This is a genomic window from Streptomyces afghaniensis, assembly GCF_044327915.1.
Lineage (GTDB): Bacteria > Actinomycetota > Actinomycetes > Streptomycetales > Streptomycetaceae > Streptomyces > Streptomyces afghaniensis.
Window position 1 is genome coordinate 695,355 of record NZ_JBIRGJ010000001.1, and the last position, 26,205, is coordinate 721,559.

A 26,205-nucleotide genomic window follows, 5' to 3' on the forward strand; every position below is an offset into this window, starting at 1 on the left:
CGCGGCGCGACGGCAGCGGCAGGAGGTGACATGAACGGCAAGGCACCCCTCGTCGTGGTCGGCGACGCGCTGCTGGACCGGGACGTGACCGGGCGCGCCGAGCGGCTCGCGCCCGACGCGCCCGTGCCGGTCGTCGACGACTGCGGGGAGCGGACCCGGCCCGGCGGCGCGGCACTCGCCGCCTACCTCGCGGCCCGCGACGGCCGCGACGTCACACTGGTGGCGGGAGTGGGCGACGACCCGGCCAGCCGCGCACTGCGCCGCCTCCTGGAGCCCTGGCTCACCCTCGTCCCGCTGCCCCTGACCGGTCCGCTGTCCGAGAAGACCCGCGTCCTCGCGCAGGACCGCCCGGTGGTCCGGCTGGACCGCGGCGCGGGCCGCACCCGCGAGGCCACGGACGCCGCCCGCGAAGCCGTCCGCTCCGCGCCCGCCGTCCTGGTCTCCGACTACGGACGCGGCACCGCCGACGCCCTGCGCGACGTCCTCGCCGCCCGCCCGCCGCTGGTCTGGGACCCGCACCCGCGCGGCGGCGCCCCCGTGCCCGGCACCCGGCTGGTGACGCCGGCCGAGAAGGAGGCCCACGGCCTCGCCCCGCAGGACGGAGCCGCGCGCCGGGACCTGCACGCCGCCGCCCACAGCGCCGCCGCCCTCGTACGGCACTGGCGGGCCGCCGCCGTCGCGGTCACGCTCGGTGCCCGCGGCGCCCTGCTGTCCTACGGCGAGCACCCGCTGCTCGTCCCCGCGCCCGCCGCGCACCACGGCGACAGCTGCGGGGCCGGGGACCGGTTCGCCGCCACCGCCGCCGGGCTGCTCGCCGACGGCGTCCTGGTCGCCGAGGCCGTCGAGGGCGCCGTCGCCGCCGCGACCGGCTTCGTCGCGGCGGGCGGAGCGGCCGCCGTACCGAGCGCGGACGCCGCACCGGCACCGCCGCCCGACGAAGACGACCCGTACGCCCTGGCCGCCCGGATCCGCGCCGCCCACGGCACGGTCGTCGCCGCGGGCGGCTGCTTCGACCTGCTGCACGCCGGGCACGTCGGCCTGCTCCAGGCCGCCCGGCGGCTCGGCGACTGCCTCGTGGTCTGCGTCAACTCGGACGACTCGGTACGGCGTCGCAAGGGCGGTGGCCGCCCGGTCAACCCGCTCGCCGACCGGGTCCGGGTCCTGCGCGCGCTGGCCTGCGTCGACGCGGTCGCCGTCTTCGACGAGGACACCCCCGAACGCCTCCTGGCCGGTCTGCGCCCCGACGTCTGGGTCAAGGGCGGCGACTACGCGGCCGCCGACCTGCCGGAAGCCGCCCTCCTGCAGCAGTGGGGCGGCCAGGCGGTCCTCCTGCCCTACCTCGACGGCCGCTCCTCGACGGCCCTGATGGAACGGGCGGCGGAAGGAGCACGATGACGGGCCGGCACTCGATGAGCGGGGCTGCGGGGGCACGTGTGCAGGTCACGAGGCAGGCTGCTGGCATGACACCGGACACGGCACCCGAACCGACGTCACCCCGTCTTCTCGTCCTGCGCGCCCTGGGCCTCGGCGACCTCCTCGCCGGGGTCCCCGCGCTGCGCGCCCTGCGACGGGCCCACCCCCGGCACGAACTCGTCCTGGCCGCGCCCGCCGAGCTGACGCCGGTCGCCGAGGCGACGGGGGCCGTGGACCGGCTGCTGCCCGCCTCCGCGCCGGGGCGGGGCGTGCCGCGCTCGCTCGACTGGAGCGGTCCGCCCCCGGACGTCGCCGTCGACCTGCACGGCAACGGACCGCCCAGCCACCGGCTCCTCATGGGGCTGCGCCCGCTGAAGCTGCTCGCCTTCGCCCACCCGGACACCCCCGAGATCGACGGCCCGCCCTGGTACGCGGAGGAACACGAACGCGACCGCTGGTGCCGGCTGCTCCAGTCGTACGGCATCGACGCCGACCCGGGCGACGTGCGCCTGCCCCGTCCGCACACCGCCTCCCCGGCACCCGGCGCGGTCGTACTGCATCCCGGTGCGGGATCACCCGCCCGCTGCTGGCCCGTCGAGCGGTACGCGGCCGTCGCGGACGGGCTGCGCGCGCGAGGCCTCAGGGTCGTCGTGACCGGCGGCGCGGACGAGAGCGACCTCGTGGCCCGGCTCGCCAAGCAGGCCGGCCTGCCCGACACCGACGTGTTCGGCGGTGGCCTCCCGTTCGGCAGGCTGGCCGCCCTCGTCGCCGACGCGCACGCCGTGATCAGCGGCGACACCGGCATCGCCCACCTCGCGGTCGCCCACGCCACGCGCTCCGTCACCCTCTTCGGCCCCGTCGCACCGAGCCGCTGGGGCCCGCCGCCCGGCCCGCGCCACCGCGCGCTGTGGTACGGCCCGGAGGGCGACCCGCACGGCCGACGCCCCGATCCCGCGCTGCTGCGCATCACCCCCGACGACGTCCTGCACGCCGTCGACGAACTGCCCGGCATCCGACACATGTGAGGGGGGACCGCACCGATGACCATCCCGCGTCCGGAGGCCACGCCCGTCGGCATCGTCATCGCCACCCGCAACCGCTCCGGCGCCCTCGCCGAGGCCCTGCGCCACCTCGTCGCCCTCCCCGAACGACCCCGGATCCTCGTCGCGGACAACGCCTCCACCGACGACACGCGCGCCATGCTCGCCCGCTACTTCCCCCAGGTCGGCGTCCTGGCGCTGCCGTTCAACCACGGCGCCCTGGCGCGCAACTACGGCGCGCGTGCCCTGGACACGCCCTACGTGGCGTTCAGTGACGACGACTCCTGGTGGGCACCCGGCGCCCTGGGCAGGGCGGCCCGCCTGTTCGAGCGGCATCCGCGGCTCGGCCTCATCGCCGCCCGCACCCTCGTCGGCCCCGCCGCGGCCCCCGACCCGCTCAACGAGGTGCTCGCCGCCTCGCCCCTCGGACACGCCGCCGACCTGCCCGGCACCCAGGTCCTGGGCTTCCTCGCCTGCGCCTCCGTCGTCCGCCGCAGCGCCTATCTCGACGCGGGGGGCTTCCACCGGCTGCTGTTCTTCGGCGGTGAGGAGACCCTCCTGGCCTACGACATGGCGGCCCGCGGCTGGGGCGTCACCCACTGCCCGGACGTCACCGCCCACCACCACCCCGCGCCCTCGGCCCGCACCGGCCGGCCGGTCGTCCAGCGCCGCAACGAACTCCTCACCGCCTGGCTGCGCCGCCCCGTGCCCTACGCACTCGCCCGCACCCGGGCCCTGGCCGTCGAGGCCCGGCACGACGACCACGCCCGGCAGGCCCTGCGCGGGACGCTCGCGCGGCTGCCCGCCGCCCTGCGCGCACGCAGGCCACTGCCGCCGCACGTCGAGCGGGCCGCGCGCCTGCTGGAGGGAGCCGCCGCATGACCGACCCCCGTACCACCGTCGTCGTCATCACGCACAACCGGCGCCGGGAGCTGCTGCGCACCCTCGACCGGCTCGCCGAACTGCCGGAGAAGCCACCCGTGATCGTCACCGACAACGGCTCCACGGACGGCACGGCCGACGCCGTCGCCGGCCGTCACCCGTGGGTCCGGCTGCTGCGACCCGGCCGCAACCTCGGCGCCGTGGGCCGCAACCTGGCGATCCGGCAGGTCCGTACGCCCTACATCGCCTTCTGCGACGACGACTCCTGGTGGGCACCGGGATCGCTGGCGGGGGCCGCCGACCTGCTCGACCGGTATCCGGCGCTGGGCTCGGTCACGGCCCGGATCGTCGTCGAGCCGGACGGCACCGACGACCCGATCGTCGAGGAACTGCGCGACTCGCCCGTCCCCGGGCCCGGTTGGCTGCCCGGGCCGGCCCTCGGCTCGTTCCTGGCCGCCGCGACCGTGCTGCGCACCGACGCCTTCCGGGCGGCGGGCGGTTTCCATCCGCGGCTGTGGCTGGGAGGCGAGGAGGAACTGCTCGCCGCGGACCTGGCGGCTGACGGCTGGTGGCTGACGTACGCCGACCACCTGGTGGTGCACCACCACCCGTCCGTCGCCCGGGACGCCACCCTGCGCCGGTCCCACGGCATCCGCAACACCCTGTGGTTCACCTGGCTGCGCCGCCCGGCCGGTCCGGCCCTGCGCCGGACCGTGGACCTGGCGCGCACGGTGCCGCGCGACACCGCGTCCCTGCGCGCCTTCGCCGAGGCCGCCGCCGCTCTCCCGTGGGTGCTGCGCGAACGCCGCGTCCTCCCGCACGAGGTCGAGTCCCGACTGCGCCTGCTGGAACCGGCCCAGCGCGCTTCGAAGGCCCGCCGCTACACGGGCTGAATCCGCACCCTCACGTCCGCACCCTCACGGGGCGCGGGTTCGCTCGCGGGTCAGCGGCGGACGCTCAGCTCCCGCACCACCGGCACATCAGCCGGAACAGGGCGAACAGCGCCGGCGGCCAGATGACGGCGAACGCCCAGATCACCCCCGGCTCGGAGGTGACCATCCCGGCCACCATCAGCCCGACCGACACCGCGAGCAGCACTGCCACGGTCCAGACACGGGGCCGGTAGGAGCCGAGGCGGGCCAGCAGCCGGGCGGGGTCGGGGCGGCGGCTCAGTCGCAGGGTGCGCAGCCGGCGGTCGAGGCGGCGGTCGCGGCGCAGCGCGCGTTCCATCTCGTCGAGGATGCGCTGCTCGTTCTCGGGAAGTCGGCCGATGGACACGCGCTTTCTCCTTCCGGGCGGCCGGACCGTCTTTCCTCCCAAGGGGACGTACCAAGCGGACGTACTGGCGGGGGACGTGTGACGGGGGACGTACAGCGGCGGACGTACAAGCGGGTGCCCCCTGAAACCCGGGAACTAACCGGGGACCGGCCGCGCCAGCGCCTCCACGAGCCGGTCCGCGCTGTCCGGCACGGTGCCCTCGCGGAAGCCGTCCCGGATCTGCCGCGCGGTCACCCGGCCGCCGGTCAGGCACCAGTCCCACCAGCGGTCCAACTGCCGCGCGTCCAGCCGCTCGGCGGGCACCAGCGCGGGCCAGCCGCAGGCCCGGGCCTGCGCGGTCATCTTCGCGCCGCCTTCGACCGGGTCGACGGCCAGCACCGGGGTGCCGACCCGCAGCGCGATGACCAGCCCGTGCAGCCGGTCGGTGACGACGAGGTCCAGCCGGGCCAGCACGGACTGGAGCTGCGCGGGCGTGGCACTGAGGTGCCAGTCGTGGGTGTCGAGCCGCGTCTCCAGCTCCAGCCGGCCGCAGTCCTTCCCGGCCAGCCAGCGTGTCACCTCCTCGGCGACCTGCCCGTGCCGCCGCAGTTCCCCGTACTCCTGCTGCCCGTGCGTGAGGATCACCCCGACGACCGGCCGGGCGGGCGCGTCCGGGGCGCGGGCCGCGAGGTCCTCCACCGGCTCGCTGTCCGGCGCGTCCCGGGGCAGCACCCGGTGGAAGCCGGTCACGGCCGCGCTGGCGGGGTCGATCACCGAGGTGCCGACGGCGATCCGCACACAGTGGGCGAACCGCCGGTGCAGCTCCTCGATCTGCGGCCCGTGCAGCGGGCCGCACACGAACACCAGGTGGGAGTAGTCCTCCGGCCACAGCCGGTCCAGGTGCAGTGCCTCCGGACGGAAGCCGGGACTCCAGGCGACGTCGTAGGGGATGCCCGTGCCCAGCAGTACGTCTTCCACCCGGCGCAGGGCCAGCACGTCCCCGGCGGTCGCCTCCCCGTCCCGGAAGCTGAACCACCCGGTCAGCAGAACCTTGCGCGGTCGCATGCCGTCTTGTGTGTGCACACGCCCTGAGTGCCCGCCCAGCGGGAGGGCAATCAGGGCATTACGGGCAACCGACCCTTGGTCACTGGGCGTAGAACGTGGCGTCCGCCCGGTCGGTCGCCGTGCTCACCGCCTGCACGTTCAGCAGGTACTCCCAGTGGCGGACGTATCGCCCCGGGTAGTTGTACGACTCGTACGAGACGCCCGCGGAGTCGGCCAGCCCGGCGCGCCGGTGGAAGGTGGCGTCGGACGCGAACTGCGCGCTGCCGTCGTTCTTCTCCAGCCACACCTCGAAGTTCTTGTGCCGCAGGTAGTAGCCGGGGAAGTTCGCCGACTCCAGCGAGACCGTGCCGCTGCCGGCCAGCCCGGGCACGACCCGGAACTGGGAGTCGGCGAGCTTGGTGACGTTCGCCTCGATCCGGGCCCGGTAGTCGTAGTGGCGTATGAACCGGTCCGGGAAGTTGTACGAGGAGAAGCGCTGCGGGGTGACGCCGTCGGCCACGGGGATGCCGAAGTTCGGGGTGCCGTCGGCGTTCCAGTAGACCTTCTGCACGCGGGTGCGGCGGTTGGGGTCGTTCAGCGGGTCGCCGCTGATGTCCTTGTAGCTGCGGTCGTGGTAGACGAGGATGTCGCTCTTTCCGTCCTCGGAGACGGTGAAGGAGTTGTGGCCCGGACCGTACTGGCTGGTCGCGGCGCTGCTCGCGAACACCGGGGTGGGGCTCTTGCTCCAGGACGCCTGGCTGAGCAGGTCCGCGCTCGCGGAGGCGGTGAGCATGCCCAGGCAGTAGTTGCTGTCGGTGGCGCTGGCGGAGTACGTCATGAAGACCTTGCCGCCGCGCTGGATCACCGCCGGGCCCTCGTTGACCTTGTAGCCGACGGTCTCCCAGGAGTAGGTGGGCCGCGAGAGCATCACCGGAGTGCCGGTGATCGTCCAGGGGTTGGCCATCTTCGCCAGGTAGATGTCGGTGTTGTTGTTCACGGACGGGTCGCGCTGCGCCCAGGCCAGGTAGCGCACGCCGTTCACGACGAAGGTGGTGGCGTCCAGGGAGAAGCTCTCCCACTGGGTCCTGATCTGCCCCTTCTCGGTCCAGGTGGCGGTGAGCGGGTTGGCGCCGGTGCCTTCCAGGACGTACATCCGGATCGCCCAGATGTCGTTCGTGGCGCCCGCCGCGAAGTACACGTACCACTTGCCGTCGATGAAGTGGATCTCCGGCGCCCAGATGTGGGCCCCCATCACGCCACTGGCGTGCTTGGTCCAGATGGTCGTCTCGGGGGCCGACTTCAGCCCCTGGATGGTCGTCGCCCGGCGCAGCACGATGCGGTCGTACTCGGGGACGGTCGCGGTGAAGTAGTAGTAGCCGTCGGTGTGCTTGAAGATGTGCGGGTCGGCCCGCTTCTCCGCGATCGGGTTGGTGTAGGTGGCGGCGGGGGAGTCGGGCACGGCGGCCTGTGCGGGCGCGCCCGCCAGGCAGGTCGCGAGGGCGACGAGGGCGGCCAGGAGCAGCCGGACGGCTCTGCGTCTCAAGGGAGTTCTCCAAAAGGGGCCACCGTGTCCGTTATTTCGAACACGGTTCGTGAATTCGATCAGAAGATAAGTGGGGCTCTTACCTCCGTCAACGGTTTGCGCAGGCGTGACATGTGGGCGGACTCGAGTCGGTCATCGCGGTGAAAACCATGTTCATCTAGCATGGGGGCCGATGACCGCGCCGGCCGAGCAAGGAGTCCAGTGATGGGCGAAGCGGAGGAGAGTCCGGCCGTGGAGCGCCTCCACACGCCGGGGCTGCGCAGTACGTGGCAGCGCCGGGCCGTGCTCGATGTCCTCGCCCGCCGCCGCGAGTTCGTCTCCGCGCAGGAACTGCACGCGCTGCTGGCCGGCTCCGGCAGCACCGTCGGGCTCACCACCGTCTACCGCACCCTGCGCGAACTGGACCGCGCCGGGTTGGTGGACGTCGTACGCGACGAGGGCGGCGAGCGGCTCTACCTGGGGCGGCCGGCCGGCGAGCACCGCCACTACCTCATCTGCCGCCGCTGCGGCCGCAGCCGGCCCGTGGACGCGGAGGCCGTCGAGGAGTGGGCCGCCCGGCTCGCCGAGACCACGGGCTACACGGAGCTGGAGCACACCCTCGAACTGAGCGGCGTCTGCGGCCCCTGCGGACCCGGGTCGGTCACGGCGTCCTGCCCGCCGCCCCGCCCGGCCGGCCGGTCAGCCGGAGAAGCGGGCCGTGCCCGTCAGGACGCGTACGTCGAGGTCGGTGACCGAGTCCGCGGTGAGCCGGGCGGTGAACTCGGCACGCACCCGCTCGACGGCGGCCGGTGACAGCCCGTCCAGCATCCGGCGCGCCCCGCTGCCGATGGCCAGCTCCCAGCCCGTCTCCGGGGACAGCGGAGCCTCGAAGTGCCGCTGGAAGACCCGGGGTTCACTCCCGCCCAGGTCGGTCAGCCAGGCGGCGAGGGTGCCGGCGGTGTCGATCCGGGCCAGTTGCTCCAGCTGCGGCGGGCGGGGCAGATCGCGCTCCGTCAGGACCGCGCCCCGCAGCGCCGCCTGCCAGCCGCCGAGCGCGCCCTTCTCCCACACCGTCACGACGAACCGGCCCCCGGGACGCAGCATCCGCGTCAGCGCGGCGGAGTCCCGGTCCATGTCCGGGAAGAAGAACACCCCGAGCCCGCACTGCACGACGTCGTAACCCGGGCCGGGCACGGGCCACGACGTGACCTCGTGGCGGTGGAAGCGGATGTTCGCCAGGCCCTCCTCACGCGCCCGGCGCTCCCCGATCGCCAGCAGCCCGTCCGCGAGATCCACGGCGTCCACCCGGCCCGCCGCCCCCACGGCACGTGCGGCCGGCAGCGCCGACGCCCCGGCCCCGCAGCAGGCGTCCAGCACCGACTCGCCGCCGGCCGGGGCGGCCACGTCCGCCGTCGCCTCGCCGACCGGGTCCCACAGTGCCCGGGACCAGCTGTGGAAGTCCTCCGCTCCCGCGCTGAAGACGTCCCCCACGGTGTTCTGGCCGGTGGTCATGCGCATCCGCCCCCTCGTTTTCGGCCGAGTCTAGGGTGGGCGCGTCCGTGATCACACGGCGATTTCCGTCAGCCCGAGGGCAGTTGGGGCAGTTCTTCAGGCGCCTTCCAGGACGCGGGGGGCGGGGCAGTGGTGGTCCGAGGGATCACATGGGTGGGCAGCACGACGTGCCGTTCGCGGTCCCCGTCGGGGTCGTTGACGAGTGACAGGGCGAGCGCGCCGGCCTCCCGGCCGATGGCCGAGGGCGACTGGGCCACGGTCGTCAGATCGAACCACTGGGCCACCGGCTGGTCGTCGAAGCCGGCCACGGACACCTGTCCGGGCACCTCGACACGCGTCGCGCGCAGCGTCCAGATCACGGCGACGGCCACCTCGTCCTGCTCGGCGAAGACCGCGGTGGGCGGCTCCCGCAGCCCCAGCAGCCTGCCGACCGCCTCGGCGGCGCCCCGCTTGTCGCCCGCCGGGGTGGCGACCACCAGCTCGTCGTCCAGGGGCAGGCCCGCCTCGGTCAGCGCCTGCCGGTAACCGACCAGCCGCTCCTGCGAACTGAAGGAGAAGCCGCCCGTGCCCACCGTCCGTACGTAGGCGATCCGGCGGTGGCCGAGGTTGAGCAGATGCCGGGTGCCGCGCAGGGCGCCGGCCACGTCGTCGACGTAGACGCTCGGGCGTCCGTCGACGTGTTGGCTGACGTACACGACCGGCATGCCCAGACCGTCCAGCCGGGCGGTCTCCTCCTCGGTGAGGTCGAAGGAGAACACCAGCAGCGCGTCCGCGTTGCGCCGCGCGGGAAGGTGCTCGAAGAACGCCGTGCGCTCGGCCATGCCGGGGATCACATAGACCGTCAGTTCCATGCCGGCCGCCCGCAGGACGAGAGCGAGACCCGACAGGGCCGTGCCCACGAACCACGAACTGAGCGTGGGCACCAGCACCGCGATGGTCCACGTCCTGCCCGTCACCAGGCTGGCGGCATGGCGCGAGACCGCGAAGTTCAGCTCCCGGGCGGCCTGTTCGACGCGGGCGCGGACCTCCGGCGAGACGGTGGACAGGCCGCGCAGAGTGCGCGAGACCGTGGAGGTGGAGACCCCGGCCCGTTCGGCGACGTCAGCCATCGTGGGGTGCCGCTGACCTGGTGGCATGCGCCGGACGCTAGCACAGGAACCCTGCGCACCACGGCACTTGGTGGCAGCGCTGTCTCACCTGATTCTTGCCTTCTTACCACGTCGCGACGCATTGACTTCCCGGTCGGGCGCTCCTAGCGTGCAAACGTTGTCTCGACAGGTTCGAAGTCGCCCCGGAGGGACGCCTCTCATCCGCTGTGAACTGCGGTTTTTATCAGCGGAATGCCGTGGCAACGCAATCTCATGACCAAAGCCATCCCGGGGGAAGAGACACGACTTCGGTCCATCACGACCAGGAGAGACAGTGAAGACCAGCACCGCCAGAGCGATTCAGTGTTCCGCAGCGCTCGCCGCCGCCGGGCTCCTCCTCACCGCCTGCGGCTCGTCCGGGGGCAGTGGCTCCGGACCGTCCGCGCAGGCCGCCCCGGCGACCTTCAAGGGGCGCGGCCCCATCAGCTACGTCGCAGGCAAGGACACCACCGGCACCGTTCAGACGATCATCGACCGCTGGAACAAGGCGCACCCCAAGGAGAAGGTCACCTTCATCCAGCTGCCCACGGACGCCGACTCGCAGCGCCAGCAGATGATCCAGAACGCGGAGACGAAGTCCGACGCCTACACGGTGCTCGCCACCGACGTCGTGTGGACGTCGGAGTTCGCCGCCCACCAGTGGATCGAGCCACTGCCCGCGAACCAGTTCCCGCTCGGCAAGATGCTCCAGCCGGTCGTGCAGACCGGCCAGTACCGGGGCAAGCTCTACGCCGTCCCCGCCAGCTCCAACGGCGGCCTGCTGTTCTACCGCACCGACCTGCTGAAGAAGGCCGGCGTCACCGGGCCCCCCACCACCTGGGCCCAGATGACGGCCGACTGCGCCAAGGTGAAGAAGCTCCCCGAGGCGAAGAACATGTCCTGCTACGCCGGGCAGTTCCAGAAGTACGAGGGCCTCACGGTGAACTTCGCCGAGGCCGTGAACTCCGCCGGCGGCAAGATCGTCGATGCCGACGGCAAGCCCGACGTCGACACCCCGCAGGCCAAGAAGGGCCTCGACTTCCTCGTCGACTCCTTCAAGGACAAGACCATCCCCAAGGAGGCCATCACCTACCAGGAGGAGGACGGCCGCCAGGCCTTCCAGGCAGGCAAGCTGATCTTCCTGAACAACTGGCCGTACGTGTACTCCCTGGCCCAGAAGAGCGCCGTCAAGGGCAAGTTCGCCGTCGCGCCCCTGCCCGGCCTGAACGGCCCCGGCGCCTCCAGCCTCGGCGGCGCCAACCTGGCCCTGTCGTCCTTCGCCAAGAACAAGGCCACGGCACTGGACTTCATGAAGTTCTTCACCAGCGAGGAGAGCGCGACCTACTTCCTCAAGAACGCCTCCCTCGCCCCGCCCTACGCCGACCTCTACGACAACGCGTCCCTGGACAAGCAGTATCCGTACCTGCCCGACCTCAAGCAGTCGATCACGAAGGCCGTGCCGCGCCCGCGCGTCGTGCAGTACGGCGACGTGACCGCCGCGATCCAGAACGAGGTCTACGCCGCGCTCACCGGTAAGAAGAGCAGCGCACAGGCGCTGAAGGACCTCCAGGGGGACCTTCAGAAGCTGACGGCACAGTGAGGCCGCGGGTCATGTCCGACACCGCGATCCCGTCCGACACCGCCCCGCACGAGCCCGGGACGGCGGCCCCCCGCCGCCCCGGGCGGCCCCCGGCCCCCGAACGCCCCCGGCGGCGTCCACGCTCCCGGGCCACCGCGGGCACCGGCCGCCTGGCCGCGCTCCTGGTCTCCCCGACGCTGCTGGTGCTGACGGTCGTCGTGCTCTACCCGACGCTCATGGCACTCGACGAGTCCCTGTACGGGCCGAAGGGCCTGGACCCGAAGACCGGGTTCATCAGCGACACCGAGCCGTTCGTCGGGCTGAAGAACTACACCGACATCTTCACCCAGGCCGGCGACCGCTTCTGGAACGCCTTCTGGAACACCACCTTCTTCACCGTCGTCACGGTGTCGCTGGAGACCGTGATCGGTGTCGCCATGGCACTCATCATGCACCGGGCCTTCAAGGGCCGGGCCCTGGTACGGGCCAGCATCCTCGTGCCCTGGGCCATCCCCACGGCCATCTCCGGACTGCTCTGGAAGTGGATCTTCAACGCCGACGGGATCGCCAACGTCCTCCTCGGCCACCAGGTCCTGTGGACCGCCGACGGCTTCTCCGCCAAGATCGCGGTCGTCATCGCCGACGTGTGGAAGACCGCCCCCTTCATCGGGCTGCTGGTCCTGGCCGGCCTCCAGGTGATCCCGAGGGAGGTCTACGAGGCGGCCCGGCTCGACGGGGCGAGCGCCCTCCAGCAGTTCCGGCGCATCACGCTGCCGCTGGTGAAGCCCGCGCTGATGGTGGCGGTGCTCTTCCGCTGCCTGGACGCGCTGCGGATGTTCGACCTGCCCTACATCCTCATCGGCGCCCAGAAGGGCTCCGTCGAGACGCTGTCGATGCTCGCGCAGAACGAGGCGTCCAACGTGCGCTTCGGCCCTGCCTCCGCGTACGCGGTCCTCCTCTTCCTCTACGTGTTCCTCATCGCGCTCGCCTTCGTCCGGCTGCTCGGCGCCGACCTCATCGGGGGCGCGGGCGGGACGAAGAAGCACAGGAGCCGCGCGGTCAGGACGCCGCGCCGCCGTGTCCGGGAGGTGACGGCATGACCCTCACGGCCAAGTGGCGGCAGTGGCTGCCCTATCTGGGCATCGCCGTGGTGGTGGCCTACTGCCTGGCCCCGTTCTACTGGATGCTGGTCTCCAGCCTCCGCAGCACCGGCGACATCTTCAGCACCTCGCTGTTCCCCTCGCGGGTGTCGTTCGAGAACTACCGGTCGGTGTTCAGCCCGGGCCAGGGCTTCACCAGGGCCCTGCTCAACAGCCTGATCGTCGCCGGCATCACGACCGTGATGTCGCTCCTGCTGGCCACCTTCACCGCGTACGCGATGGCCCGGCTGGAGTTCCGTTTCAAGCGGCTGATCCTCACGCTGATCATCGCCACCTCGATGTTCCCGGTGGTGTCGATCGTCGTGCCGCTGCTGAAGCTGTTCACCGACATCGGCTGGATCAACACCTACCAGTCCATGATCGTGCCGAGCATGTCCTTCACGCTGCCGCTGGCGGTGTGGAACCTGACCACGTTCTTCCGGCAGATGCCCGACGAACTGGAACACGCCGCCATGGTCGACGGCTGCACCCGCGGCCAGGCCTTCCGCAAGGTCATCGTCCCCCTCGCGGCACCGGGCATCTTCACCACCGCGATCATCACCTTCATCGCCGCCTGGAACGAGTTCCTCATCGCCCTGTCGATGACCAACAAGCCGAGCATGCAGACCGCGACCGTCGCCATCTCCAAGTTCTCGGGGGCGACCACGTACCAGACGCCGTTCGGCAGCCAGATGGCCGCGGGCGTCGTGGTGACCATTCCGCTGGTCGTGATGGTGCTGCTGTTCCAGCGCCGTATCGTCGCCGGGCTCACGGCCGGCGCGGCGAAGTAACCCACCCGTCTTCCACAAGGAGCCACGTGTCCCCCACCGCACCCTGGTGGCGCAGTGCCGTCATCTACCAGGTCTACATCCGCAGCTTCGCCGACGGCGACGGCGACGGCGTCGGCGACATCGCCGGCATCCGCTCCCGGCTGCCGTATCTGAAGTCCCTCGGCGTGGACGCCATCTGGATCAACCCGTGGTACAAGTCGCCGATGGCCGACCACGGTTACGACGTCGCCGACTTCCGGGCGATCGACCCCCGCTTCGGCACCCTCGCCGACGCCGAACAGCTCATCACCGAAGCCCACGAGCACGGGATCCGCGTCATCCCCGACATCGTGCCCAACCACACCTCCGACCAGCACGTCTGGTTCCAGGCGGCGTTGGCGGCAGGTCCCGGCAGTGCGGAACGCGAGCGCTACGTCTTCCGGCCCGGGCGCGGCCCCGACGGCACCGAGCCGCCCAACGACTGGGTGTCCTGCTTCGGCGGTCCGGCCTGGACCCGGCTGCCCGACGGTGACTGGTACCTGCACCTGTTCGCTCCCCAGCAGCCCGACCTGAACTGGCAGCACCCCGAGGTGAAGGCGGAGTTCGAGTCGATCCTGCGGTTCTGGTTCAGCCGGGGCGTCGACGGCTTCCGCATCGACGTCGCCCACGGCCTGATCAAGCACCCGGAGCTGCCCGACCTGCCACCCCGCGCGGAACCCGCGGTGACGGGCCCGCTCACCCGCCGGGAGGAGATCCGCCGGCATCTCGACCATCCGCACTGGGACCGGGACGAGGTGCACGAGATATACCGGGCCTGGCGCAAGGTCGCCGACGAGTTCCCCGGCGACCGCTCCTTCGTCGCCGAGGCCTGGGCCGACACCCCCGAACGTCTCGCCGCCTACGTCCGCCGGGACGGCCTGCACACCGCCTTCAACTTCGACTTCCTGATGTGCGGTTGGGACGCCAAGGACCTGCGCGCCGTCATCGACGACTCCCTCGCCATGCTCGGCGCGGTGGGCGCACCCGCCACCTGGGTGCTCTCCAACCACGACGTCATGCGCCACCCCAGCCGCTACGGCCGTACCGCCTCGCGGAGCTGGATCGTCAACGCCCGGTTCGAGCCCGGCGGTCCCCTCGACCTGGCCCTGGGCACCCGGCGCGCCCGGGCCGCCGCCCTGCTGATGCTCGCCCTGCCCGGCGGCGCCTACGTCTACCAGGGCGAGGAACTCGGCCTCCCCGAAGTCGAGGACCTGCCCGAGTCCGCCCTCCAGGACCCGATCTGGGAGCGCTCGGGCCACACCGACCGCGGCCGTGACGGCTGCCGCGTCCCGATCCCCTGGTCGGGCCAGGTGGCCCCTTACGGCTTCAGCCCGGCCGGTGCGACCGCCGGACCCTGGCTGCCACAGCCCGCCGACTGGGCCGTATGGAGCGCCGAGGCCCAGACCGGCGACCCGGCCTCCATGCTGGAGCTCTACCGCACCGCCCTGCGCATCCGCCGCGAGCACCCCGCCCTCGGCGACGGCACGATGACGTGGCTGGAAGCTCCCGAGGGAGTGCTGTCCTTCAGCCGCGAGCCCGGCTTCCTGTGCGTGGTCAACCTCTCCGGCGAGCCGTACGAACTGCCCGCACACTCCGAGCTCCTCCTGGCGAGCGGCCCGCTCGACGACGGCCGGCTGGGGCCCGATCAGGCGGTGTGGCTGGCGCTGTAGCGGAGATCCTAGGCTGGGTGCATGGCTCGCACGGCGGAGGAGATTCCCGTCTCGCTCACGGTCCGGCCGTCGGCGCCGGCGCTCGCGCCGCTGATCGGTGCGCTCGGCTACGTCGAGGGACGGTTCGCGCACTCCGCCGAGCTGGCCCTGCCGACGGGCGGGGCGCAGCTGCTGGTGAACCTCGACGGGGACACCCTGTCCTCGTCGGACCGGCGGACCCGGGGTGCGGCGTTGCAGGGGCCGTACACGGAGCCGGCGGTGATCGACCCGGCGCAGCAGCGTGCCGTCGTGTGGGTGGCGTTCCGTCCCGCGGGGGCGTATCCGTTCCTCACCGCCCCGGTCAGTGCGGTCCAGGGCCGGCTCGCCGGGCTCGACGAGCTGTGGGGCACGGACGGCGCGGTGCTGCGCGAGCGAATGCTGGAGGCCATGGCCGCCGGTGGCCCGCAGGCGGCTCTGCGGGAGGTGGAGGCGGTCCTGCTGCGGCGGGCGGGACGTCCCCTGGAGCCCGACCCGGCGGTCCGCCTCGCCGCGGCGCTGCTCGACCGCGGAACGCCCGTGGGCGAGGTCGCCGACCGGCTCGGCTGGACCTCCAGGCGGTTGGCCCGCAGCTGCGCCGAACAGCTGGGACTCCCGCCGAAACGCTATGCGCGGGTACGGCGCTTCCAGCGGCTGCTCGGCCGGGTGAACGCCGGGTCCGGCCGACCGGACTGGGCGCTCCTGGCCGCGGAGTGCGGCTACCACGACCAGGCGCACCTGATCCACGAGTTCCGCGCGCTCGCGGGCATCACCCCGACCGCGTACAGGCCGCGCTCGCCCGGGGAACGCAACCACGTTCCGCTCGGCGGGTGACGGGTCCTGCCCGGCCGGCCTTTTTCTACAATCCACGGCCGCCCCGACCGGCGATCGTGAAGGCATGACGAACGCAACCGGCAATCCGACCCTCACCCGGCTCTACGCCCGGCTCGTGGTCTCCGACGGGCCCCGGGCGATCGACTTCTACCGGACCACGCTCGGCGCCGAGGAGACCGAGCGGTACACCGGCCCCGACGGGAAGATCGTGCACGCCATGCTGCGGCTCGGCGAGGCGGTGATCGCGGTCAAGGACGCCGACGAGAGCGATCCGGCGCCGGACTCGCTCGGCGGCAGCCCGGTGATCATGGCCCCGGACGTGTCCGATGCCGACGCCGTGGCCGAGGCCATGCTGCGGGGCGGGGCGAGCGTGGTGTACCCCGTCGCCGACCAGCACTACGGGCAGCGCGGCGGCCGTCTCGCCGACCCGTTCGGCCATCTCTGGATGATCTCCCAGACGATCGAGGAGCTGACCCCGGAGGAGATCCAGCAGCGCACGACCGAGCTGTTCACCTGACGAGTTCGCCCAACGGGCCTGACGACTTCGCCGTACGGTCGCCGGGCGGTTCGTCAGTGCGCCTGTGCGACCGGCTCCTTCGCCGTCGCGGTCGTGGCCGCCCGGCCGCCCGGGTGGCGCAGGGCGCACAGGAACCCGATGCCCAGGGCGATGGCCATGCCGTAGAACACCCACTGGTTGGCCTCGGCGAAGTCCATGCGGACGGCGCTCATCGTGTCCCGTGCCGCCTCGGCTGCGGGGCCGGTGCCGGTGGGCGGCCGGGAGTCGCCGTTGCCGGTGACCGACTCGGTGATGTCCCGGGCCACGGCGTCCGCGTCGCCGGCGGGCATGCCGCGGGCTCGCAGGGTCTGCACGACCTTGTCGGTCGTGACGTGCGTCAGGACGGTGCCGTAGACGGCCAGGCCCACGCTCGCCGCGTAGTTGCGCACGGTCTGGGTGATGCCGGTGACCTCGCCGTACGAGGCGCCGATGGCTCGGTTGACGGCGTCCGTCGAGGCGGGCGCGAGAACGAAGCCGATACCCGCCCCGGCCAGGGCCGCGTAAGGCCACTGGTCGTGCATGGACAGGTCGGTGAGCTTGCTCGCCCACAGGGCGAACCCGGCGCAGCCCACCGCGGTGCCCAGCTTCAGGGCCGGGCGGGCGCCCTGCTTGTCGAGGATCCGGCCGCCCCACTGCGAGGCGATCGCGAAGCCCGCGAAGAAGTACAGCAGGAACAGGGCCGCCTGGTTCGGCGAGGCGCTCAGGGACACCTGGGCGTAGACCGAGCTGAAGAAGAACACCGGGACGAAGGCGAGCATCGCGAAGAACAGCACCGCCGCGTCCACGGTGAACGCCTTGTCCCGGAAGACCCGCAGGTCGATCAGCGGATGCCGCACCCGGTGCTCGAACCGGACGAAACCGTGGAGCACCGCGAGCCCGCCCGCGATGCACACCCAGGTGGCCCAGCTGTCCCAGCCCCAGGACCAGGCCTGCTGAAAGCCGAGGACGCTCAGGCCCATGCCGACCGCGATCAGGGCGGCGCCGGGCACGTCCAGGGTCCCGGACCGCCGCCGGTCGGAGATATGCGCCAGGGCCGTGAGGACCAGCGCCACGATCGCCACGGGCACGTTGACCCAGAAGACCGCCCGCCAGGTCCAGGCGGTGAGCCAGCCGCCCAGCAGCGGGCCGAGGGCCGTCAGGGCGCCGGAGACACCGAAGAACAGGGCGAGGGCACGTCCGCGTCGCTCGACCGGGAACACCGCCACCACCACGGCGAGCGCCGCGGGGAAGAGCAGTGCCGCGCCGAGCCCCTGGGTGGCGCGGAACACGATCAGCCAGGCCTGCGCGGCGCCGCCCGCCGGGACGCAGCCGCACAGCACCGACGACACGACGAACACCAGTGTGCCGATCACGACGATCCGGCGCGGCCCGTAGAGGTCCGCGAGGCGCCCGCCCAGGGCGAAGAACGCCGCGAGGGACAGCAGGTAGGCGTTCACCACCCACTGCATGCCGGACGACGACAGACCCAGTTCGCGGACGATGTCCGGTGCCGCGATGGACACGATGGTCTGGTCGATGAAGGTCATGGCGACGGCGAACATCATCGCTGCCAGCGCCACAGTCTGCTGCGGCACCGTTCGGGAGGGGGACGCGGGTCCGCCGCGCCCCGGGCGCGTGCTGCTCACGCTCTCAGTCTGCGCCCGGCTCGGCCCTGACGCATCAGAGGACTCTTGCGTCCCGGCAGTCGCAGCGATACCCCCGAAAGCGTCCCACGGCAACCCCTCGGCAGTGTGAGGACGACCTCGTCGGCCATGTGACCACGGTCCGCCACGGACACGGCGTCGAGCGTGCAGGATGCGGGCACCAAGGAGGACAGGCACCCCAACAGACGGAGAGGCAGACGATGGTCCCAGCGGAACCGGAACCCCAGAGGATCGGCATACCCGCCGAGTCCACTGCGGGCGAGACCAGGGTGGCGGCGACGCCGGCCACCGTGGGAAGACTCGCAGCACTCGGCTACGAGGTGGTGGTCGAACCGGGGGCGGGGGCCTCGTCCCGCTTCTCCGACGCGGCCTACGAGGAGGCGGGAGCCCGGCTCGGCGACCCGTGGCAGGCGGAGATCGTGCTCAAGGTGAACGGCCCCTCCAGCGAGGAGATCGGCCGGCTGCGGGACGGGGCGACGCTGATCGCGCTGATCGGCCCCGCGCTGCACCCGGAACTGGTCGACGAGCTGGCGCGGCGGCCCATCACCGTCCTCGCCATGGACGCCGTGCCGCGTATCTCGCGCGCCCAGTCGCTGGACGTGCTCAGCTCGATGGCGAACATCGCCGGATACCGGGCCGTGGTCGAGGCCGCGCACGCCTTCGGCCGGTTCTTCACCGGCCAGGTGACCGCCGCCGGCAAGGTGCCGCCCGCCAAGGTGCTGGTCGCCGGTGCCGGCGTGGCCGGACTCGCCGCGATCGGCGCCGCCCGCAGCCTCGGCGCCGTGGTCCGCGCCACCGACCCCCGGCCCGAGGTCGCCGAGCAGGTGCGCTCGCTGGGCGGGGAGTTCCTGACGGTGGGCGTCGAGCAGGAGGTGAGCACCGACGGCTACGCGCGGGCCACCTCCGAGGACTACGACCGGCTCGCCGCGCAGCTGTACGCCGAGCAGGCCGCCGACGTCGACATCATCATCACCACCGCGCTCATCCCGGGCCGCCCGGCGCCGAGGCTGGTCACCGCCGAGGACGTCGCGCGGATGAAGCCCGGCAGCGTGATCGTCGACATGGCGGCGGCCCAGGGCGGCAACGTCGAGGGCACGGTCGCCGGAAAGGCCGTCGTCACCGACAACGACGTGACGATCATCGGCTACACCGACCTGCCCGGCAGGCTCCCCGCCCAGGCCTCGCAGCTGTACGGCACCAACGTCGTCAACCTGATGAAGCTGCTCACCCCGGGCAAGGACGGCCGGCTCGTGCTGGACTTCGACGACGTGGTGCAGCGGTCGATGACCGTGGTCCGCGACGGCGAGAAGACCTGGCCGCCGCCCCCGGTCCAGGTGTCCGCCGCACCCGCACCCGCCCCGGCCGGCGGTACGGAACCGGCCGCGCCCGCCACGGCACCGGCGAAGCCCGCCCGCCCCGCGTGGTCCTCGTACGCCCTCGTCGGGGCCGGGGCGCTCGCGCTGTTCCTGGTGACGGCCTTCTCGCCGAGCGAACTCATCGGCCACTTCACGGTGTTCGTGCTGGCGATCGTCATCGGCTTCTACGTCATCGGCAACGTGCACCACGCGCTGCACACCCCGCTGATGTCGGTCACCAACGCCATCTCCGGGATCGTCGTGGTCGGTGCACTGCTCCAGATCGGGCACGGGAACACCGCCGTCACCGTGCTGTCGTTCGCCGCGATCCTGCTGGCGAGCATCAACATCTTCGGCGGATTCGCCGTCACCCGCCGGATGCTCGGCATGTTCTCGAAGGGCTGATCACGGATGACCACAGTCACGGCCTCAGAAGCCGCCTACGTCGTCGCCGCGTTGCTGTTCATCCTCAGCCTCGCCGGGCTCTCGCAGCACCGGACCTCCCGCTCGGGAGTCGTCTGGGGCATCGCCGGCATGGTCGTCGCCCTGGCCGCCACCGTCGGCCTCGCGTCGAAGAGCATCACCGCGACGGGTCTCGTCCTGATCGCGCTCGCCACCGCCATCGGCGCGGGCATCGGACTGTGGCGGGCCCGGGTGGTCGAGATGACCGGCATGCCCGAGCTGATCGCGATCATGCACAGCCTCGTCGGGCTCGCCGCCGCGTTCGTCGGCTGGAACGGCTACCTCGACGTCGACGCCGAGCTCACCGGTTCGCTGCTCGGCATCCACCACGCCGAGGTGTTCATCGGGGTGTTCATCGGCGCCGTCACCTTCACGGGTTCCGTCGTCGCCTACCTGAAGCTCTCGGCGCGCATCAACTCGCGCCCGCTCACGCTGCCCGGCAAGCACGTCCTGAACATCGGTGCCCTGGTCGCCTTCGTCGCGCTCACCGTCGCGTTCGTGGTCCGCCCGAACATGGGCCTGCTCATCGCGGTCACCGTCATCGCCCTCGCCCTGGGCGCGCACCTGGTCGCCTCCATCGGCGGCGGTGACATGCCGGTGGTCGTCTCCATGCTCAACAGCTACTCCGGCTGGGCCGCCGCCGCGTCGGGCTTCCTGCTCGCCAACAACCTGCTGATCGTCACGGGCGCGCTGGTCGGCTCCTCCGGTGCCTACCTGTCGTACATCATGTGCAAGGCGATGAACCGGTCCTTCATCTCGGTGATCGCGGGCGGCTTCGGCACCCCGGCGGCAGTGGCCGACGACGGGGAGCACGGGGAGCACCGGGAGATCAGCGCGGAGGAGACCGCGGAACTCCTGCGCGACGCCTCCTCGGTGATCATCACACCGGGCTACGGCATGGCGGTCGCCCAGGCCCAGTACCCGGTCGCGGAGCTGGCGCGCAAGCTGCGCGAACGGGGCGTCGAGGTGCGCTTCGGCATCCACCCCGTCGCCGGCCGGCTGCCCGGGCACATGAACGTGCTGCTCGCGGAGGCGAACGTGCCGTACGACATCGTCCTGGAAATGGACGAGATCAACGACGACTTCGCCGCCACCTCGGTCGTCCTGGTCATCGGCGCCAACGACACCGTCAACCCGGCCGCCACCGACAACCCGGCCAGCCCCATCGCCGGGATGCCGGTGCTGCACGTGTGGGAGGCGGCCAACGTGGTCGTCTTCAAGCGGTCGATGGCCGCCGGGTACGCCGGTGTGCAGAATCCGCTGTTCTTCCGGGAGAACAGCCAGATGCTCTTCGGCGACGCCAAGCAGCGCGTGGAGGACATCCTGCGCAGCCTGGACGCCCTCGACGCGCCTGTCCGGGAGATGGCCGGCACCACGCGCTGAAGGGCGGTCCGTCTGAGCTGACGACGGCCGTACGACGAAAAGGCCGGCTCGGCACCGAGGGTGCCGAGCCGGCCTTTTCGTCAGACCAGGGCGCTGGTCAGTCCGTGCCGGACTCCATCGCCGCGCGGTCCAGCCACGCGTCCTCGTCGGAGACCTCGCCCCGGGAGGCGATGGCCTCGGCGCCGCCCTGCGGCAGCTCCGGCATGGTGCCGATCAGACCGGTCGCGGCCGCCTGCGAGGCGCCGATGGTGGGGCTGCCGGTGCCGATCAGACCGATGCCGGCGTACTGCTCCAGCTTGGCGCGGGAGTCGGCGATGTCCAGGTTGCGCATGGTGAGCTGGCCGATCCGGTCCACCGGGCCGAACGCGGAGTCCTCCGTGCGCTCCATGGACAGCTTGTCCGGGTGGTAGCTGAACGCCGGGCCGGTCGTGTCGAGGATCGAGTAGTCCTCACCGCGCCGCAGCCGCAGCGTCACCTCGCCGGTGACGGCGGCGCCGACCCAGCGCTGGAGCGACTCGCGGATCATCAGCGCCTGCGGGTCCAGCCAGCGGCCCTCGTACATCAGCCGCCCGAGCCGCCGGCCCTCGGTGTGGTATTGGGCGAGGGTGTCCTCGTTGTGGATCGCGTTGACCAGACGCTCGTACGCGGCGTGCAGCAGGGCCATGCCCGGGGCCTCGTAGATGCCGCGGCTCTTGGCCTCGATGATCCGGTTCTCGATCTGGTCCGACATGCCCAGGCCGTGCCGGCCGCCGATGGCGTTGGCCTCCATGACCAGGTCGACGGGGGAGGAGAACTCCTTGCCGTTGATCGTCACGGGGCGGCCCTGGTCGAAGCCGATCGTCACGTCCTCGGTGGCGATCTCCACCTCGGGGTCCCAGAACCGGACGCCCATGATCGGCTCGACGGTCTCGACGCCGGTGTCCAGGTGCTCCAGGGTCTTGGCCTCGTGCGTGGCGCCCCAGATGTTGGCGTCGGTGGAGTACGCCTTCTCGGTGCTGTCGCGGTAGGGCAGCCCGTGGGCGAGCAGCCACTCCGACATCTCCTTGCGGCCGCCGAGCTCGGTGACGAAGGCCGCGTCCAGCCAGGGCTTGTAGATCCTCAGGTGCGGGTTGGCGAGCAGGCCGTAGCGGTAGAACCGCTCGATGTCGTTGCCCTTGAAGGTCGAGCCGTCGCCCCAGATCTGGACGTCGTCCTCGAGCATCGCCCGGACGAGCAGCGTGCCCGTGACGGCGCGGCCGAGCGGCGTGGTGTTGAAGTACGCCCGCCCGCCGGAGCGGATGTGGAACGCGCCGCAGGTCAGCGCGGCCAGGCCCTCCTCCACCAGCGCGGCACGGCAGTCGACCAGGCGCGCGATCTCGGCACCGTAGGTCTTCGCACGGCCGGGCACCGACGCGATGTCGGGCTCGTCGTACTGGCCGATGTCGGCGGTGTAGGTGCACGGGACGGCGCCCTTGTCGCGCATCCACGCGACCGCGACGGAGGTGTCGAGACCGCCCGAGAAGGCGATGCCGACGCGCTCGCCGGCGGGCAGGGAGGTGAGGACCTTGGACATAGAAAGAGTATGTATCACCACGCATAATCATGCAAGTGCCTCGCGTGGGCTCGGCGTCCGGTGACCGGCCGGGGTTCGCGCCGGGGTGTGCCCCCGGCCTCTCGGTCCGGTTGACGGTCGCGGGAATCGGGGGATGCCGGGCGCGATCGCATACGCCCATTTCGGACGCGGATGACCGTTATAAAAGTCAGATGAAAGGGCTTGCGGGCGGCCGATCCCGCGATGTCTTCGGTGCAATTCTGGCCGAATAAGCGGTGGTGTGCGGCGAATGCAGCCTGCTATGATCCCCGGTCGAGACCTGTGAGTCAATAGGGGGTTGACATTAACGCCGGCGTCAGGCGATTCTTTTGTCGCAGCGTCGAACCGCTGGATAGTAGCCGGTGGTTGAAAGTGTTGCAAGGGTACGGGGGTAGATTAAATGGGGCCAATGCTGTACGCACCACACCGGGCCTTTCCCGCATTCGGTGTGCGATTTCATGCGCGCTGTTTCCTGTAGCGCCCTCACGTTGAGCGCGGTGTTGGCGTCTCGTTAAGAGATTGTTTGTTGCCGGTGCTCGCCTCCTGATGTACGACATCTCCCGTATGGACAACGTCGTCCAGTGCGGTCGCCGCCGCAGTCGGCCTGTGGAGTCGACTCGGCATGATGACGAGCCGATGAACATTTCAGTTTCGCGATCCGAAGCTAATGTATGCGCTCCTTGGCGCGGGCGATTTTGTGACCAGGGAAACTGGGGGAGAAATCATGGTGCAGTTTCGCGTTCTCGGTCCGCTCGAGGTTGTTCGAGGCGGTGAACGGGCCGTTCTCGGCGGAGTGAAACAGCGCGCGCTGCTGGGTCGCCTGCTGCTCGAGCCGAATCAGGTGGTCGCGGCCAGCCGGTTAGTGGACTCGCTGTGGCCGGATGACAAGCCACCCGTCACCGCCAGGAAAATCCTGCACAATTCAGTCTGGTCGCTGAGGTCGATTCTGGAAACGCTGCGCGCGGGGGGTCCTTTCCCCGCTCTTATCACACAGCCTCCCGGATATATGTTGAGCATCGACGAGGACATGGTCGATGTCCATGTGTTCTACCGCCAATTGGAACTCGGTCGCAAGAAGATGGTCAACGGCCTTCCGGCGGAGGCGGCCGCGATCCTGCGGGACGCGCTGGACCTGTGGCGTGGGGACGTTCTCGCCGACCTGGCGGAAGTGGGAATCGTCTGGCCCGAATCGAACATCGTCGAGAACTCGCGCATCGATGCCCAGGAGCTGTATTTCGAAGCCATGCTGGAATGCGGTCACCATCGGGAGCTGATCGGTGGCATCGAGAAGATGGTGGAGACCGAACCCCTGCGTGAGCGGGCCCGCGGACTGCTCATGCTGGCCTTGTACCGCTCCGGTCGCCAGACCGAAGCGCTGGACGTCTACAACCGGACGCATTCCGAACTCGTGGACCAGTTCGGTCTGGAGCCCGGGCCGTGGTTGCGGGACCTTCAGCAACGGATCCTGTCGCACGATCCGACGCTCACCGAGTTCTTCCAGCCCGCGGCCACGGGTGATGACCCCGACCGGGCAGGACGTACGGCCGACCCGGTTTCCCGGCCCGCTCCGCACGCACGTCCCGATGAGGCCGAAGTGGCGCGGGACCTGCTGGACGCGCAGAGCAGGCCGCACACCGCGGCGCCGCCCCGGACGCCGTCGCACCGGCGTGAGGCCACCGTCATGATCGTCCGCGCGCATGTCGGGGCCGGGGCGAGCGCGGCGCACCCGGTCGGTGTCGATGAACTTCTCGACGGGATCCACACGCTGGTCCGGGCCGGGGTGGAGTGCTGCGGCGGAGAAGTACTGGCGTCCGTGGGCTCCGCGACGATCGCCCTCTTCGACCTCGACGACCCGAGGGAGGGCGCCGCGTGCGCTACGCAACTCGCCCTTCTCCTGCGCGACAGCCTCGACGTGTCGGACGAGAACAAGCACGGGCTCACCATCAGGGCCATGGTGGCGACGGGCGACCTCCAGCGGCACTCCGACTCGTCCCCGCAGCAGAGCCGGGTGTCGGTCAACGGCACACTCATGGACCAGTGCTGGGAAATATTCCCCCGGGTTCCGGTCGGCATGATCTGGGTGTCCGATCGGACGCGGTCGCTGACCGCCGACCAGGTCTCCTACCTGGCGATGGCCGCTGAGCAGCTCCCGTACTGGGTCGCTGAGGCGCGCTCCGTGGACTATCCGGTCGACACCGAGCCGTTCATGGACCGGGACCACGAGATGGAAATACTGCAGCGCATGTTCGAGCGCGTCGAGCAGCGCAGCATCCCGCATCTGGTGACCATCCTCGGCGACCACGGGACGGGGAAGAGCCGACTCCTGATGGAGTTCTGCCGGCTGGTCTCGCAGAAGAACACGCCGGCACCTCTGATCGTGAAGTACCGGGTGAGCAGGTCAGTGAGCATCGACCCGCTCGCGGTCGTCCGGCAACTGCGCTCGCTGCACCGCGAGGTCGACCCCGCGGGTCTGCCCGAGTTCCCTGAGCGGAACCCTTCGGGGTCGGGAAGTGCCGTCCACGAGGCAGAGGCCTTCGTGCACGAGCTCGCCCGAAAACACCCGATTGTCATCGCCGTCGACGACCTGCATCTCGCCGACGAGGCGACACTCGGATTCATCGAGAAACTCGGGTCGCACGGTGAGTCCGGCATGCTGCTGGTGGTGGCGTGCGCGAACGAGAATTTCCACCGCAGGTTCCCGCACTGGGGTCTGGCTCAGCCGAACAGTACTCGAATCCTGCTCGAGGCATTGTCGGTCGAGGCCGTCGCCCGGCTTTTCGACAACCTGATCGTGACCATAGGCGACTGCATCTCCGAATCGACCTGGCAGATATTTCACCGCATCTTCGGCCACCCCGACTCCGTCTCGGTGAGGCGGGCGCGCCTGCTCCGGGCGCTGCCGCTGGTCGTCGGGACGAACTCCTTTCCCGGCGACCACTCGGTGAGCGACCCCGTGGCGGGGGAGCGAGGGCCCGCGGTCCCGCCTCGCGAAGGTGTCAGTAGCCGTTGAAGAAACCGTACAGCCGGCTGATCCGGTCGCCCTCGAGCGTCGCGACGTCGAACCCGCTCACCACCGGCGCCCCGCCCGTGGGGCCGACCTCCCAGGCGAAGTGGACGGCATCGTGATGGGTCAGCACCGCGCCATGAGTGAAGAGCATTCCGGTGAAGTTCTTCTGCGCGGCGGCGATGTACTCGCCGATCGCCGCTGCGCCTTCGGCGGTGATGTTGGGATCGGTGTACGTGGCGTTCGGGGCGAATACCTCGTCCACTAAAGCCTTTCGGGCGCCATCGTCCGATTCATTCCAGATGGCGATGTACTTTCCGACGAGTTGGGTGACGGAATTTCTGTTCATGGCGCAGGATCCTATCACTGAATGCGCTGCTTCTTGTCGC

Annotated in this window: 22 protein-coding genes; 14 read left to right on the forward strand and 8 right to left on the reverse strand. The window is 71.2% G+C overall.

The annotated features are described in order from the left end of the window. Positions 1–30: 30 nt before the first annotated feature. The 4 genes from rfaE2 (at position 31) to ACH4G3_RS02925 (ending at position 4,228) form a co-directional block, all read left to right on the forward strand. Positions 31–1,395 carry a D-glycero-beta-D-manno-heptose 1-phosphate adenylyltransferase gene (gene rfaE2 / locus ACH4G3_RS02910; RefSeq protein ID WP_397622769.1) on the forward strand — a complete coding sequence of 455 codons (1,365 nt, stop codon included), beginning with the start codon at positions 31–33 and terminating at the stop codon, positions 1,393–1,395. A gap of 65 nt (positions 1,396–1,460) precedes the next feature. Further along, entirely contained in the window at positions 1,461–2,438 is a 978-nt protein-coding gene (locus tag ACH4G3_RS02915) for a glycosyltransferase family 9 protein (RefSeq protein WP_397622770.1), read from the forward strand. Between the two features lie 15 nt (positions 2,439–2,453). Further along, positions 2,454–3,335, forward strand: coding sequence for a glycosyltransferase family 2 protein (locus ACH4G3_RS02920; protein WP_397622771.1), 882 nt, complete (start codon positions 2,454–2,456; stop codon positions 3,333–3,335). Beyond that, positions 3,332–4,228: a glycosyltransferase family 2 protein gene (locus tag ACH4G3_RS02925; protein ID WP_397622772.1), complete on the forward strand. Its 897-nt coding sequence runs from the start codon at positions 3,332–3,334 to the stop codon at positions 4,226–4,228. Before ACH4G3_RS02920 ends, ACH4G3_RS02925 begins: the two co-directional genes overlap by 4 nt. A gap of 64 nt (positions 4,229–4,292) precedes the next feature. Here ACH4G3_RS02925 and ACH4G3_RS02930 read toward each other — a convergent pair whose 3' ends face one another. From ACH4G3_RS02930 to ACH4G3_RS02940, 3 genes are all read right to left on the reverse strand, one after another. Next, positions 4,293–4,613: a hypothetical protein gene (locus tag ACH4G3_RS02930; protein ID WP_397622773.1), complete on the reverse strand. Its 321-nt coding sequence runs from the start codon at positions 4,611–4,613 to the stop codon at positions 4,293–4,295. Between the two features lie 135 nt (positions 4,614–4,748). After that, entirely contained in the window at positions 4,749–5,657 is a 909-nt protein-coding gene (locus ACH4G3_RS02935; protein ID WP_397622774.1) for a polysaccharide pyruvyl transferase family protein, read from the reverse strand. Positions 5,658–5,736: 79 nt separating this feature from the next. After that, positions 5,737–7,179 carry a family 43 glycosylhydrolase gene (locus tag ACH4G3_RS02940; protein WP_397622775.1) on the reverse strand — a complete coding sequence of 481 codons (1,443 nt, stop codon included), beginning with the start codon at positions 7,177–7,179 and terminating at the stop codon, positions 5,737–5,739. A 204-nt stretch (positions 7,180–7,383) separates the two neighbouring features. Here ACH4G3_RS02940 and ACH4G3_RS02945 point away from each other — a divergent pair, with 204 nt between their 5' ends. Continuing rightward, entirely contained in the window at positions 7,384–7,971 is a 588-nt protein-coding gene (locus ACH4G3_RS02945; RefSeq protein ID WP_397622776.1) for a Fur family transcriptional regulator, read from the forward strand. Here the strand turns inward: ACH4G3_RS02945 and ACH4G3_RS02950 are convergent. Further along, positions 7,858–8,670: a class I SAM-dependent methyltransferase gene (locus ACH4G3_RS02950; RefSeq protein WP_397622777.1), complete on the reverse strand. Its 813-nt coding sequence runs from the start codon at positions 8,668–8,670 to the stop codon at positions 7,858–7,860. The genes ACH4G3_RS02945 and ACH4G3_RS02950 overlap by 114 nt on opposite strands. A 68-nt stretch (positions 8,671–8,738) precedes the next feature. Beyond that, positions 8,739–9,779: a LacI family DNA-binding transcriptional regulator gene (locus tag ACH4G3_RS02955; protein ID WP_397623366.1), complete on the reverse strand. Its 1,041-nt coding sequence runs from the start codon at positions 9,777–9,779 to the stop codon at positions 8,739–8,741. A 313-nt stretch (positions 9,780–10,092) separates the two neighbouring features. On the opposite strand from ACH4G3_RS02955, the gene ACH4G3_RS02960 reads away from it, so the two are divergent. The 6 genes from ACH4G3_RS02960 (at position 10,093) to ACH4G3_RS02985 (ending at position 16,360) form a co-directional block, all read left to right on the forward strand. Then, complete coding sequence (locus tag ACH4G3_RS02960) at positions 10,093–11,397, forward strand: ABC transporter substrate-binding protein (RefSeq protein ID WP_397622778.1); 1,305 nt, start codon at positions 10,093–10,095, stop codon at positions 11,395–11,397. Positions 11,398–11,408: 11 nt separating this feature from the next. Further along, positions 11,409–12,476, forward strand: coding sequence for a carbohydrate ABC transporter permease (locus ACH4G3_RS02965; protein WP_397622779.1), 1,068 nt, complete (start codon positions 11,409–11,411; stop codon positions 12,474–12,476). Next, positions 12,473–13,306 (forward strand): carbohydrate ABC transporter permease, encoded by an 834-nt coding sequence (locus ACH4G3_RS02970; RefSeq protein WP_397622780.1) that lies wholly within the window; start codon positions 12,473–12,475, stop codon positions 13,304–13,306. Before ACH4G3_RS02965 ends, ACH4G3_RS02970 begins: the two co-directional genes overlap by 4 nt. 26 nt (positions 13,307–13,332) lie before the next feature. Beyond that, entirely contained in the window at positions 13,333–14,994 is a 1,662-nt protein-coding gene (locus ACH4G3_RS02975) for a glycoside hydrolase family 13 protein (RefSeq protein ID WP_397622781.1), read from the forward strand. 21 nt (positions 14,995–15,015) lie between these two features. Then, the gene (locus tag ACH4G3_RS02980; protein WP_397622782.1) at positions 15,016–15,843 is read left to right on the forward strand and encodes a helix-turn-helix domain-containing protein; all 828 of its coding nucleotides are present in this window, start codon (positions 15,016–15,018) and stop codon (positions 15,841–15,843) included. 64 nt (positions 15,844–15,907) lie between these two features. Next, positions 15,908–16,360: a VOC family protein gene (locus ACH4G3_RS02985; RefSeq protein ID WP_397622783.1), complete on the forward strand. Its 453-nt coding sequence runs from the start codon at positions 15,908–15,910 to the stop codon at positions 16,358–16,360. Positions 16,361–16,413: 53 nt separating this feature from the next. Here the strand turns inward: ACH4G3_RS02985 and ACH4G3_RS02990 are convergent, their stop codons facing one another. Then, entirely contained in the window at positions 16,414–17,943 is a 1,530-nt protein-coding gene (locus tag ACH4G3_RS02990; protein WP_397623367.1) for an MFS transporter, read from the reverse strand. Positions 17,944–18,242: 299 nt separating this feature from the next. On the opposite strand from ACH4G3_RS02990, the gene ACH4G3_RS02995 reads away from it, so the two are divergent. Together ACH4G3_RS02995 and pntB are read left to right on the forward strand one after the other, a co-directional pair. After that, positions 18,243–19,802 (forward strand): Re/Si-specific NAD(P)(+) transhydrogenase subunit alpha, encoded by a 1,560-nt coding sequence (locus tag ACH4G3_RS02995; protein ID WP_397622784.1) that lies wholly within the window; start codon positions 18,243–18,245, stop codon positions 19,800–19,802. Positions 19,803–19,808: 6 nt separating this feature from the next. Next, entirely contained in the window at positions 19,809–21,242 is a 1,434-nt protein-coding gene (gene pntB / locus ACH4G3_RS03000) for a Re/Si-specific NAD(P)(+) transhydrogenase subunit beta (protein ID WP_397622785.1), read from the forward strand. A gap of 97 nt (positions 21,243–21,339) precedes the next feature. On the opposite strand, the gene argG is transcribed toward pntB, so the two are convergent. Then, positions 21,340–22,794, reverse strand: a complete 1,455-nt coding sequence (gene argG / locus ACH4G3_RS03005; RefSeq protein ID WP_354749785.1) for an argininosuccinate synthase — start codon at positions 22,792–22,794, stop codon at positions 21,340–21,342. Positions 22,795–23,536: 742 nt separating this feature from the next. On the opposite strand from argG, the gene ACH4G3_RS03010 reads away from it, so the two are divergent. Continuing rightward, the gene (locus ACH4G3_RS03010; RefSeq protein ID WP_397622786.1) at positions 23,537–25,822 is read left to right on the forward strand and encodes an ATP-binding protein; all 2,286 of its coding nucleotides are present in this window, start codon (positions 23,537–23,539) and stop codon (positions 25,820–25,822) included. Here the strand turns inward: ACH4G3_RS03010 and ACH4G3_RS03015 are convergent. Then, entirely contained in the window at positions 25,809–26,165 is a 357-nt protein-coding gene (locus tag ACH4G3_RS03015; protein WP_397622787.1) for a nuclear transport factor 2 family protein, read from the reverse strand. The genes ACH4G3_RS03010 and ACH4G3_RS03015 overlap by 14 nt on opposite strands. Between the last annotated feature and the right edge of the window lie 40 nt (positions 26,166–26,205).